At 66.6% G+C, this 12,070-nt stretch carries 12 protein-coding genes; 7 read left to right on the top strand and 5 right to left on the bottom strand.

Going from position 1 to position 12,070, the window contains the following annotated elements:
- Positions 1-2: 2 nt before the first annotated feature.
- From pstC to phoR, 6 genes are read left to right on the top strand one after another with little or no spacing between them, the layout of a single operon-like run.
- Entirely contained in the window at positions 3-1,073 is a 1,071-nt protein-coding gene (gene pstC, locus ACSQ9A_RS15450) for a phosphate ABC transporter permease subunit PstC (RefSeq protein ID WP_093108886.1), read from the top strand.
- Positions 1,070-1,954, top strand: coding sequence for a phosphate ABC transporter permease PstA (gene pstA / locus ACSQ9A_RS15445; RefSeq protein ID WP_093108885.1), 885 nt, complete (start codon positions 1,070-1,072; stop codon positions 1,952-1,954). Before pstC ends, pstA begins: the two co-directional genes overlap by 4 nt.
- Before the next feature lie 5 nt (positions 1,955-1,959).
- A complete protein-coding gene (pstB, locus tag ACSQ9A_RS15440; protein ID WP_093108884.1) occupies positions 1,960-2,742 on the top strand; it encodes a phosphate ABC transporter ATP-binding protein PstB in 783 nt (260 codons plus the stop codon).
- A gap of 23 nt (positions 2,743-2,765) precedes the next feature.
- The gene (phoU, locus tag ACSQ9A_RS15435) at positions 2,766-3,467 is read left to right on the top strand and encodes a phosphate signaling complex protein PhoU (RefSeq protein ID WP_093108883.1); all 702 of its coding nucleotides are present in this window, start codon (positions 2,766-2,768) and stop codon (positions 3,465-3,467) included.
- 16 nt (positions 3,468-3,483) lie between these two features.
- Positions 3,484-4,176, top strand: a complete 693-nt coding sequence (gene phoB, locus ACSQ9A_RS15430) for a phosphate regulon transcriptional regulator PhoB (protein WP_214702839.1) — start codon at positions 3,484-3,486, stop codon at positions 4,174-4,176.
- Between the two features lie 40 nt (positions 4,177-4,216).
- On the top strand, positions 4,217-5,557 hold the full coding sequence (gene phoR, locus ACSQ9A_RS15425) for a phosphate regulon sensor histidine kinase PhoR (protein WP_436304243.1): 1,341 nt from the start codon (positions 4,217-4,219) through the stop codon (positions 5,555-5,557).
- Here the strand turns inward: phoR and ACSQ9A_RS15420 are convergent.
- The 3 genes from ACSQ9A_RS15420 to ACSQ9A_RS15410 form a co-directional block, all read right to left on the bottom strand.
- Positions 5,541-6,881, bottom strand: coding sequence for an MATE family efflux transporter (locus ACSQ9A_RS15420; RefSeq protein WP_436304242.1), 1,341 nt, complete (start codon positions 6,879-6,881; stop codon positions 5,541-5,543). The genes phoR and ACSQ9A_RS15420 overlap by 17 nt on opposite strands.
- Positions 6,878-8,605, bottom strand: coding sequence for a hypothetical protein (locus ACSQ9A_RS15415; RefSeq protein WP_436304241.1), 1,728 nt, complete (start codon positions 8,603-8,605; stop codon positions 6,878-6,880). The genes ACSQ9A_RS15420 and ACSQ9A_RS15415 overlap by 4 nt, the downstream gene beginning before the upstream one ends.
- Before the next feature lie 78 nt (positions 8,606-8,683).
- Positions 8,684-8,950, bottom strand: a complete 267-nt coding sequence (locus ACSQ9A_RS15410; RefSeq protein ID WP_436290198.1) for a type B 50S ribosomal protein L31 — start codon at positions 8,948-8,950, stop codon at positions 8,684-8,686.
- Between the two features lie 144 nt (positions 8,951-9,094).
- Between ACSQ9A_RS15410 and ACSQ9A_RS15405 the strand changes: the two genes are divergently transcribed.
- On the top strand, positions 9,095-10,156 hold the full coding sequence (locus tag ACSQ9A_RS15405) for an oxidoreductase (RefSeq protein WP_436290199.1): 1,062 nt from the start codon (positions 9,095-9,097) through the stop codon (positions 10,154-10,156).
- 6 nt (positions 10,157-10,162) lie between these two features.
- Here ACSQ9A_RS15405 and rho read toward each other — a convergent pair whose 3' ends face one another.
- Entirely contained in the window at positions 10,163-11,428 is a 1,266-nt protein-coding gene (rho, locus tag ACSQ9A_RS15400; protein WP_093108876.1) for a transcription termination factor Rho, read from the bottom strand.
- Between the two features lie 186 nt (positions 11,429-11,614).
- A complete protein-coding gene (trxA, locus tag ACSQ9A_RS15395; RefSeq protein ID WP_436304240.1) occupies positions 11,615-11,947 on the bottom strand; it encodes a thioredoxin TrxA in 333 nt (110 codons plus the stop codon).
- Between the last annotated feature and the right edge of the window lie 123 nt (positions 11,948-12,070).

The following is a 12,070-nucleotide window of genomic DNA, read 5'->3' as shown; positions in this document are numbered from 1 at the left end:
GTATGAGCACTCCGCTCGAGCACGCGCCGCTTTCGGAGCGACCTGTGTCATCCACTTTTCCCGCTGCTTCCACCTCGCTCGAGCTTCCGGCCGAGCGTGACCGTGCGACCTCGAGCCCGCCGCCGGCCAAGAGGCCGCGTACCGGCGCCGCCACCGATCGCCTTTTCGGCTGGGCCGCCAAGGGTGCCGCGCTGCTGACCCTGGCGATGCTGATCGGCATCCTGCTGTCGCTGCTGGCCGGCGCCTGGCCCGCCATCTCGAAGTTCGGCTTGGGTTTCCTTACCAGCAGCGTGTGGGACCCGGTGCAGAACGAGTACGGCGGCTTGGTGATGATCTACGGCACGCTGGCCACCTCGCTGATCGCACTCGTGATCGCGGTGCCGGTGAGTTTCGGCATCGCGCTCTTCCTGACCGAGATGTCGCCGGCCTGGCTGAAGCGGCCGCTCGGCACAGCCATCGAGCTGCTGGCAGCCGTGCCCTCGATCGTCTACGGCATGTGGGGCTTGCTGGTGTTCGGGCCGATCCTGTCGACCTTCGTGCAGCAGCCGCTGCAGAAACTGTTCGACGGGGTTCCTTACCTCGGCGCGCTGGTGTCCGGCCCGCCTGTGGGCATCGGTATCCTGTCGGCCGGCATCATCCTCGCGATCATGATCATCCCGTTCATCGCCTCGGTGATGCGCGACGTGTTCGAAGTGACGCCGCCGCTGCTCAAGGAGTCGGCCTATGGCCTCGGCTCCACGACCTGGGAGGTGGTCTCCAAGGTGGTGCTGCCCTACACCAAGGCCGGCGTCATCGGCGGCATCATGCTCGGCCTCGGCCGGGCGCTGGGCGAAACGATGGCCGTTACCTTCGTGATCGGCAATACGAACCAGCTCAACTCGCTCTCGGTCTTCGAAGCCGCCAACAGCATCACTTCGGTGCTGGCCAACGAATTCGCCGAAGCCGGCGAGGGCCTGCACCAGGCTTCTCTGATGTACCTGGGCCTTGTGCTGTTCTTCATCACCTTCGTGGTGCTGTCGCTGTCCAAGATCCTGCTGCAGCAGATGAAGAAGAGCGAAGGAACCAAGTCATGAGCACCGCCGAACGCCTGCTGAGCGCCAAGGCGCTCGACGAAACGCGGGCGGCGAAGTTCGCCAGCCGCAAGCGCGTCAACTTCATCGCGCTCACGCTGTCACTCGCCGCGATGGCCTTCGGCGTGTTCTGGCTGATCTGGATCCTCTGGGAAACGCTGCGCCTGGGCGTGGGCGGCCTGGCGCTGGCCACCTTCACCGAAATGACGCCGCCGCCGAATGAATCGGGCGGCATTGCCAACGCGATCTTCGGCTCGCTCGTGATGGTGGCCCTCGCCACCTTCGTGGGCACGCCGATCGGCATCATGGCCGGCATCCACCTGGCCGAGTACAACCCCAAGAGCTGGCTCTCGAACGTCGTCCGCTTCGTCAATGACATCTTGCTGTCGGCGCCGTCGATCGTGATCGGCCTGTTCGTCTATGCGGTGGTGGTGGCGCGCTTCAAGTCCTTCTCGGGCCTGGCCGGCGCGCTGTCGCTGGCGCTGATCGTGATCCCGGTCGTGATCCGCACCACCGAGAACATGCTGCAGCTGATCCCGGCCGGCCTGCGCGAAGCGGCCTATGCGCTGGGCACGCCGAAATGGAAGGTCATCCTGAGCATCACGCTGCGCGCCGCACGCGCCGGGGTGGTCACGGGCGTCCTGCTGGCGGTGGCGCGCATCGCGGGCGAAACCGCCCCGCTCCTGTTCACCGCGCTCAGCAACCAGTTCTGGACCTCGGACGTGACGCAGCCGATGGCCAGCCTGCCGGTGACCATCTTCAAGTTCGCGATGAGCCCGTACGAGAACTGGCAGCAACTGGCCTGGGCCGGCGTGTTCCTGATCACCGTTGCAGTGCTCGGCCTCAATATCCTCGCGCGGATCCTGACGCGCAACAAACTCTGAACATCATGCCAACCACCATCGCTGCACAGCCGTCGCGCGCCAAGATCTCGGTCAAGGATCTGAACTTCTATTACGGCAAGTTCCATGCGCTCAAGAGCATCAACCTCGAGATTCCCGAGAACAAGGTGACGGCCTTCATCGGGCCGTCGGGCTGCGGCAAGTCGACCTTGCTGCGCACCTTCAACCGCATGTTCGAGCTCTATCCGGAGCAGCGCGCCGAGGGGGTCATCGCGCTGGACGGGGAGAACCTGCTGACCTCCAAGCAGGACGTGGCGCTGATCCGCGCCAAGGTCGGCATGGTGTTCCAGAAGCCGACGCCGTTCCCGATGTCGATCTACGACAACATCGCCTTCGGCGTGAAGCTGTTCGAGAACCTGAGCGCCTCCGAGATGGACGACCGCGTCGAATGGGCGCTCAAGAAGGCCGCGCTCTGGACCGAGGTGCGCGACAAGCTGCAGCAAAGCGGCTCGGGCCTCTCCGGCGGCCAGCAGCAGCGCCTGTGCATTGCGCGCGGCATCGCGATCAAGCCCGAGGTGCTGCTGCTCGACGAACCCTGCTCCGCGCTCGATCCGATCTCCACGGCGAAAATCGAGGAGTTGATCGCCGAGCTGAAAAGCGAGTACACCGTCGTTATCGTGACCCACAACATGCAACAGGCGGCGCGCTGCAGCGACTACACCGCCTACATGTACCTCGGCGACCTGATCGAATTCGGCGCGACGGAAGAGCTGTTCTTCAAGCCGAAGCGCAAGGAAACCGAGGACTACATCACCGGCCGTTTCGGTTAAACGTTACGGTTAAAGGAAGCACCATGACGGAAAAACATCTCTCCAGCCAGTTCGACAGCGAACTCAACGCCGTCTCCTCGCGCGTGATGGAGCTCGGCGGCATGGTCGAGTCCCAGATCCATCAGGCCGTCTATTCGCTGTCGCAGTTCGATTCCGAGGCGGCCGACCGCGTGATGGAAACCGAGCACCGCGTCAACGCGATGGAAATCGAGATCGACCGCGAGCTGTCCTCGATCATCGCGCGGCGCCAGCCGACGGCGCGCGATCTGCGCCTCTTGATCGCGATCTCGAAGACCACCGCCAACCTGGAGCGCGTGGGCGACGAGGCCAACAAGATCGCGCGCATGGTCAAGTCGATCATCGAAAGCGGTTCGGCGCGCGCCCTGCCTTCCACCGAGCTGCGCATCGCAGCCGATCTGGCCTCGGGCCTGCTGCGCAAGGCGCTCGACGCCTTCGCGCGCCTGGACACGGCCGCGGCGCTGTCGATCCTGAAGGACGACGACCTGATCGACAAGGAGTTCGACGGCTTCGTGCGCAAGCTGGTCACCTACATGATGGAAGACCCGCGCACCATCTCGGCCAGCCTCGACCTGCTGTTCCTGGCCAAGGCGATCGAGCGCATCGGCGATCACGCGAAGAACATCGCCGAGTTCATCATCTACATCGTCAAGGGCGCCGACGTGCGGCACACTTCGATGCAGGAAATCGAATCGGCTCTTCAATAGGCCTGCACTTCAATCAATGAAGAAACCCCGCGTCCTGATTGTCGAAGACGAGTCCTCGATCGCCGAGCTGATCGCCGTCAACCTGCGCCACAACGGCTTCGAGCCGATCTGGGCGGAGGATGGCGCGGCAGCGCAGCGCGAGCTCGATGCCTTCCTGCCTGACCTGGTGCTGCTCGACTGGATGCTGCCGGGCCAGAGCGGCCTGCAGCTGGCGCGCCAGTGGCGCAAGGACCCGCGCACCAAGTCGATGCCGATCCTCATGCTGACCGCGCGCGGCGACGAGCCCGACAAGGTGGCCGGGCTCGACGCCGGCGCCGACGACTACATCACCAAGCCCTTCTCGACGCAGGAGATGCTGGCCCGCATTCGTGCCGTGCTGCGCCGCCGTGCGCCCGAGGCCGTCACCGAGCGCGTCGAGATCGGCGAACTCGTGCTCGACACCGCGACGCACCGCGTGACATGGCAGGGCACGCTGCTGAAGGTGGGCCCGACCGAATTCAAGCTGCTCGGCTACCTGATGCAGCATGCCGAGCGCGTGCACAGCCGCGCGCAGCTGCTGGACAAGGTGTGGGGCGATCATGTCTACATCGAAGAGCGGACGGTCGACGTGCACGTGAAGCGCCTGCGCGAATCGCTCGGCCCGGCCGCGCCGATGGTCGAGACCGTGCGCGGCGCGGGCTATCGCCTGACGGCCCAAGCGACGGTCTGAGGGCGCGCTGGGCCAGGGCCCGGCGGGATAATGGGCCGGAATGCCGTTTCGTATCGCAACTTTTCTGATGGCCTCCTTGATCGGGGGCACTGCTGCCGCGGTGCCTTTCGGCTGGCGCTTTTTGTGGTTGGGCGCATGGCTCGGGGCGGTGCTGTGGCTCGTACTCGACGCCTGGCGCGCGCAGCAGCTGTTGGATGTGCTGCGCAACGATGCGACGGGCCTGCCGTCGCGCGGCCCCGGCGTCTGGGGCGAGCTGGCCGAACGCATCCGCAAGCTGCTGCGCACGCGGGAGCAGCAGGCCCGGCAGGCCGAAGACCGTCTGCAGGAGTTTCTGGCCGCGATCCAGGCTTCTCCTAACGGCGTGGTGCTGCTCGACGAACAGGGGCGCATCGAATGGTGCAACCAGACGGCCGCCGGGCAGTTCGGCATCGACGCCGATCGCGACCTGCTGCAGCACCTCGCGAACCTGGTGCGCGATCCGGCGTTCGTGGCCTATCTCGCCTCCTGGAACTACAGCCGCGACGTGGTGATCGACGCGCCGTCGCAAGTCGGAATGCATCGCGGCCATCCGGTCCGACTGTCGGTGCAGGTCCATCCCTATGCCGGCAATCGCCGCATGCTGCTCACGCGCGACATCACCTCGCTGGAGCAGGCTGAGGCCATGCGGCGCGATTTCGTCGCCAACGTCTCGCACGAGATCCGCACGCCGCTCACCGTGCTCGCCGGCTTCGTCGAGACCTTGCAGAACCTGCCGCTCGACGCCGAGGAGCGCGCCCGCTATCTGGCGCTCATGGGCCAGCAGTCGCACCGCATGGAGACGCTGGTCAACGACCTGCTGACCCTGTCGCGCCTCGAAGGCAGCGCGGCGCCGCCGGCCACCCGCTGGACCCGCGTGCGGGCGCTGATGGCGCAGTGCGAGGACGAGGGCCGGGGCCTGTCGAGCCGGCTGGCATCGCAGGGCCATCGCCTGTCCTTCTCGGTGGAGGTCGATTCCGAGATCGCCGGCGCCCCGACCGAGCTGCAGAGCGCGATGTCGAACCTGCTGAGCAATGCCATCCGTTACACGCCCGGCGGCGGCGAGGTGGCGGTGAGCTGGCGCCTCTTGCCCGACGGCCGGGGCGAATACGCGGTGCGCGACAGCGGGCCGGGGATCGCGGCCGAGCACATTCCGCGGCTGACCGAGCGCTTCTACCGCATCGATCGCAGCCGCTCGCGCGAAACCGGCGGCACCGGGCTCGGCCTGGCGATCGTGAAGCACGTCGCGCAGCGCCATGGTGCCGAGCTGCGCATCGAGAGCGCGGTGGGCAAGGGCTCGCGCTTCGCGCTCGTGTTCCCGGTCACGCGCCTGCGGCAGGCGGCCGCGCTCAGCGCCGTCGCCTGAGCGTCGATCCGAGCAGCGCGAGAAACAGCGCCGCGGTGAGCGCCAGGGCCAGCGCGCTCATGAACCAGAACGCCAGCGGCGACTGCATGGCCGGCCAGGGCCCGATGCCGCGATAGGCCAGCAGATAACTGCCGCCGAGCCCCACGCCCCAGAGCAGCGCGCAGTAGAGGACCAGCGGCATCACCGTGACCCGGTAGCAGCGCAGTACGAAGACGCACAGCGTCTGCAGCGCATCCACGAAATGGTAAGCCGCCGTGGCCAGCAGCAGCGTGGCGCCGAGCGCCACCACGGCGGGATTGCCGGAATAGACCTCGGACAATTGCCATCGCAGCGTTGCCATGGCCATTGCGAACAGCAGCGCGCAGACAACTGTCAGCTCGAAGCCTTTGACGCATGCGCGGCGCGCCAGCGCGGCGTCGCCGGCGCCGAGCCAAAAGCTCACGCGTGCGCTGGTGGCGATGGCGAGCGACAGGGGCACCATGTAGGCGACGGCCGTGAGATTCGACGCAATCTGGTGGGCCGCCGATGCGGCCGTGCCCAGGCGCGCGATGAACAGCGCCATCAGCGTGAAGGAGGTCACCTCGACCAGCACCGCCAGTCCAGCCGGGATGCCGAGCCGGGCGAACTGGCCGATCTGGCGCCAGTCGGGCGCCTCGATGCGCCGCCAGAAGCGGTACTCGCGGTAAAGGGGCTGGCTGCGCAGCAGCCAGATCGCGCAGGCGAGCATCGCCCAGTTCACCACCAGCGTGGCCCAGCCGCAGCCCACCAGGCCCATCGCAGGCCAGCCGGCGCCGCCGAAGGTGAACCAGATCGACAGCGGCAGCTTCAGGCACAGCGAGCCCAGCTGCAGCCAAGTCACGAGCTGGGGCTTGCCCAGGCTCTGGTTCAGCGTGCTGAACAGGCGAAACAGCAGTGCCGGGGGCAGGGCGAAGGCGAGTACGCACAGGTAGGCTTCGACGTCGGCGCGCATGGCCAGCGGCACCTCGGCCCAGCGCAGCAGCGGTGTCGGGTACAGCAGCACCGCCATGCCGAGCACGATCGCGAGGCCGCACAGGTAGAGCGACTGCCGCACCGAGCGGCCGACCTCGGCCGTGCGCTGCGCGCCGTGCAGCTCGGCCCACACCGGAAGCAGGGCCTGCAGCATGCCGATCAGCGAGACGAAGACGCTGATGAAGATCGCCGAGCCCACCGAGAGCGCCGCCAGCGCGCCTTCGGCATAGCGGCCGGCGACGATGGTGTCGGTGACGCCGAAAGCCATCACCGCCAGCTGGCCGACCAGCACGGTTGCGGCGTGCCGTGCGATCACCCGCCGTTCGCTCGTCAAGGATTGATTCTTTGGTAGAGCAGCAGGTCGTCGCTCGCGCTGGTCGGGCGGCGCAGCGTGCCGATGAAGCGCCAGCCTTCGAGGTTCACGATCTTGTGCAGGCGCCCGATCGCCTCCGGGCTCGCCAGCAGCCAGGGGCAGGTCTGGGACCCGGTCAGCGGCTGCAGGTTGAACTGGCCGTGATGGCGCAGCGCCGCGATGTGGGGCCGGCTCAGCGCGATCTCGGAGACGCATACCGGCTGGCCGACCCGTTCCGAAATGGCGCGCACCTGGGGCACATAGCTGCGCGCGTAGTCGAGCACCGGCAGCCACAGCGTCATCAGCAGCATCCAGCACAGCGCCGCGCCGCCGCCCGGCAGTACCAGCGTCTTCCAGAGTGCCGCCCGATGCCGGCCGGTACGCCAGCGCACGAGCCAGGCCCATGCCAGCGTCGCGGCCAGTGCGAACACGAAGGCGACCGCCGAGAACTCGGGCACGAAGCCGGGCGCCAGTTTCGCCACGTTGGCTGCCGTCTTGGAGGGCACGCCGGTCTGCATCGCGACCCAGATCACCCAGATGATGATCGCCGAGCCGCTGAAGAAAAGCAGCGTGAACCAGTCGATCAGCGCCGCGACGCTGCGCCTGAAGGTCGGCAGTGCAAAGGCCGCCAGCGTCGCGAAGGCGGGCAAGGCCAGCAGCAGCGAGCGCTCGGAAAAACTGGTGGTCCAGGTCGCGGCCAGCGGCACCAGCGCAAACCACAAGGGCAGCGCGACATGGCGAGCCGTAAGCTGCCGGCGCCAGCGCCACAGCGTCCACAGCGCGAGCGGCCAGGCCGGCCAGGTGAACCACAGCAGCAGCTTGGCCTGGCTGCGCAGCTCGCCGAAGACGCTGGTTCCGGGCTGACTCCCTGGCAGTTCGATCTTCCATTGCAGAAGGCCCAGCCAGGCGGCCAGCAGCCCGGCCAACACCGTGGCGCCAAAGATCGACGCGATCGCGCCGGTGGAATACGTGGGCTCGTCGTCCGGCGTGGTCTCCGGGCCACGTCGGCGTTCGGCGGCGAGCAAGACCACGCAGCCGATGCCCAGCGCCAGCCCGACGGTCGGCCCGCCGCCCAGGGTCATGCCGACGCTGCCGATCACCAGCGCGATCAGGGGGCCGACACGGCGGTAGGGCAGCGCTGCGACGCCATAGAACAGGTGCGAGGTGAAGAAAAGCTGGGCCAGCGCAGGCGTGGTTTCATGCCCCAGCTGGGCGAGCCCGAGGCAGGCGATCAGCGCCAGCAGCGCACCGTCCGCGATGGCGCGCGCGTAGTCGGTGGGACGCGCCTCGCCGCCGAAGGCAAAGGCCACCGGCTGCGCCTGCGTCGTGCGGGCGAGGTAGTAGACCGCATACCAGGTCGCCGTGAAAGTGCCCCAGAGCAGGAGGGCGAAGGCGATGCGCACTGCAAGGTCGGGATGCACCCATGACGGTGCGATCTTGATCGCCCAGGCGCCGATCCAGTAGGGGATCAGGGCGGGCGTCTCGGGCCGCATCCCGAGCAGCATCGGGTCGAACCAGCGCGCCAGGCCCTCGGTGCTGCGCGCCAGTTCGGCCATGTAGCCAAAGGCGGCGATGTCGGCGCTCTTCCAGGGTCCGCGACCCAGCAGGCCGGGCATCAGGTAGGCCGCGCACAGCAGCAGCAGCGCAAGGCGCGGCAGGCGGCGCACGGCGCTCTGTGCAACGATCGCTGGCGTCGGCTGGTTCAACGGAGGGTGAAGTGGTTGGAAGGAAAGAAAAAGGGCAGCGCGGTAAACCGGGCTGCCCTCGACCTGGAAGTGCCTGCCTTACTTGGAGGCGGCGCCGGTGGTCTTGCCGAAGCGGTTGCGGAACTTCTCGACGCGGCCGCCCATGTTGTCGACCGACTTCTGCGTGCCGGTGTAGAAGGGGTGCGATTCGCTCGAGGTGTCGAGCTTGAAGAGAGGCAATTCGCGACCGTCCTTGGTCTTGCCCATTTCCTTGGTGTTCGCGCACGAACGGGTCACGAACTCGAAGCCGTTCGACAGGTCGACGAACAGAATTTCGCGGTAGTTCGGGTGAATGCCTTCTTTCATGATCTTTCCTTTGGTCGATGCGAGAGCCACGTGAAGTTCCGTTAAGAGCTCGGAAACTCCCCCGGCACGGCGCCGGGCTGCACTTTTCGCTAAGCCCGCAATTATCGCATACTGGGCGTCCATAGTGCCAGACCCCTTTCCCCCATGAATTCCCGCCCCTTGCGCGCCGGCCTCGTCGGCTTTGGCTTCGCCGGCCAGACCTTTCATGCACCGGTTCTGTCGGCCGTTCCGGGCCTCCAGCTGGGCGCGGTGGCCAGTTCCCAGCCGCACAAGGTCCATGCCGACTGGCCCGGCGTCGACGTGGTGCCCGACGTGGCGGCCTTGCTGGGCCGCGCCGACATCGACCTGGTGGTGATCGCCGCGCCCAATGCGCAGCACCACCCGCTGGCCAGGGCGGCGCTTGCCGCGGGCAAGCATGTGGTGGTCGACAAGCCCTTCACGCTCGATGCGGCCCAGGCCCGCGAGCTGGCAGAACTGGCGCAGCGCAAGGGCCGCTTGCTGTCCGTCTACCAGAACCGCCGCTTCGATTCGGACTTCCTGACGCTGCAGGGGCTGCTTGCGAGCGGCGAGCTGGGCCGGCCGGTCTACTTCGAGTCGCACTTCGACCGCTTCCGGCCTCAGGTGCGCGAGCGCTGGCGCGAACAGCCGGTGCCGGGGGCGGGCCTGTGGGTGGATCTCGGTTCTCACCTGGTCGATCAAGCGGTTCGGCTCTTCGGCCGGCCCGACACGCTGCAACTCGACACCGCGGCGCTGCGCGACGGGGCGCTGGTCGAGGACTATTTCCATGCGGTGCTGCGCTACGAGAGCGGCGCGCCCGCGCCCTTGCGCGTCGTGCTGCACGCGACCACGCTGGCGGCCCATGCGGCGCCGCGCTACATCGTGCACGGTACGCGCGCCAGCTATGTCAAACGGGGGGTAGATCCGCAGGAGGATGCATTGCGAATCGGCGGACGTCCGGGCGGCGAAGGGTGGGGCGCAGATGCGCTCGTCGGCGAGCTCACCGTGCCGGCCGATGACGGCCATGCCATGACGCGCAAGGTACCGGCGCTGCCTGGAAACTATGTCGCCTACTACGCCGCGGTGCGCGACGCGATTCTGGGTCAGGGCCCGAACCCGGTGCCGCCGGAGCAGGCGGTCGAGCTCATGGAACTGCTCGACCTGGGCCGCCAGAGCGCCGCCGAAGGACGGGCCCTGGCGGTGGGCTGAAGGGGATCAGCCGCCGCGACGCATCATGTCGAAGAACTCGACATTCGTTTTCGTCGCCTTCATGTTCTTCAGCATGAGCTCCATCGCCTCGATCTCGTCCATGTTGTACATGAGCTGGCGCAGGATGCGGGTCTTCTGCAGGATTTCGGGCGGCAGCAGCAGTTCTTCGCGGCGGGTGCCGCTGCGGTTGAGCTGGATCGAGGGAAACACGCGCTTCTCGTAGAGGCGGCGGTCCAGGTGGATTTCGGAGTTGCCGGTGCCCTTGAACTCTTCGAAGATCACTTCGTCCATGCGGCTGCCGGTATCGATCAGCGCGGTGCCGATGATGGTGAGCGAGCCGCCTTCCTCCACGTTGCGCGCGGCGCCGAGGAAGCGCTTGGGACGCTGCAGCGCGTTGGAGTCCACGCCGCCGGTCAGCACCTTGCCCGACGAGGGCACGACGTTGTTGTAGGCGCGGGCGAGGCGGGTGATCGAGTCGAGCAGGATCACCACGTCCTTCTTGAGTTCGACCAGGCGCTTGGCGCGCTCGATCACCATCTCGGCCACGTGCACATGGCGCGCAGCGGGCTCGTCGAAGGTCGAGGCGATGACCTCGCCCTTCACGGTGCGCTGCATCTCGGTCACTTCCTCGGGCCGCTCGTCGACGAGCAGCACCATCATGTGGACCTCGGGATAGTTGGCGCTGATCGCATGCGCGATGTGCTGCATCATGACCGTCTTGCCGCTCTTGGGCGGCGCCACCAGCAGCGCGCGCTGGCCTTTGCCGATCGGCGCAATGATGTCGATGATGCGGCCGGTGATGTTCTCTTCGCCCTTGAAGCCGTCGCGCTCGAGCCGCATCAGTTCCTTGGGGAACAGCGGCGTGAGGTTCTCGAACATCACCTTGTGCTTGTTCTGCTCGGGCAAGCCGTCGTTGACCTTGTCGAGCTTGGTCAGCGCGAAGTAGCGTTCGCCGTCCTTGGGCGTGCGCACCTCGCCTTCGATCATGTCGCCGGTGTGCAGGTTGAAGCGGCGCACCTGGCTCGGCGAGATGTAGATGTCGTCGGTGCTGGCGGTGAAGCTGGTGTCGGGGCTGCGCAGAAAGCCGAAGCCGTCGGGCAGGATCTCGAGCACGCCGTCGGCGAAAACCTGTTCGCCGGCCTTCGCGCGCTTCTTGATGATCGCGAACATCAGCTCCTGCTTGCGCATGCGGCCGACGTTTTCGATCTCAAGCGCTTCGGCCTGCTTGAGGACTTCGGACACGTGGAGTGCCTTGAGTTCGTTTAAGTGCATGGAATGACCCCGTGCGGGGAAATCTTGTCGGAAAGAACCAGGGGGGAGGTTTGAGGAGAGGCGAGAGATGCCTCACAAACCGGGGAACTCGAACCGGGTGCCTGGAAGGGCCGGTGATCTGCGAGGATTATGACAGGAAAAACGAGGCTGCCGGCGCATTGCGCGCAGGCAGCCGGGAATCAACGCTCAGGCGAGCTGCTGGTCGATGAAGGCGGTGAGCTGAGCCTTGCTCATCGCGCCGACCTTGGTCGCGGCCAGCTGGCCGTCCTTGAACAGCATCAGCGTGGGGATGCCGCGGATGCCGAACTTGGCGGGGATGTCGCGGTTCTCGTCCACGTTCATCTTGGCGACCTGCAGCTTGCCTTCGTAGGTGTTGGAGACCTCGTCGAGGATGGGCGCGATCATCTTGCAGGGGCCGCACCATTCGGCCCAGTAGTCCACCAGCACGGGCTTGCCGGACTTGAGCACGTCGGCTTCGAAAGAAGAGTCGGAGATGTGTTTGATGAGTTCGCTGGCCATGAGTGTGTCCTTCTGCGCTGAAAGTTTCGGTGCAGCTAAAGTGCGGGTCATTGTGACAGAAACCAAGTGCCGGCGTGGTCGGCGCGGACGCTATGGCCTCGATAGCCAAAGCCCTACACCAAC

It is taken from the genome of Variovorax sp. LjRoot290, assembly GCF_964253985.1.
Taxonomy (GTDB): Bacteria; Pseudomonadota; Gammaproteobacteria; order Burkholderiales; family Burkholderiaceae_C; genus Variovorax.
This window is presented reverse-complemented; position numbering and strand designations above follow the sequence as displayed.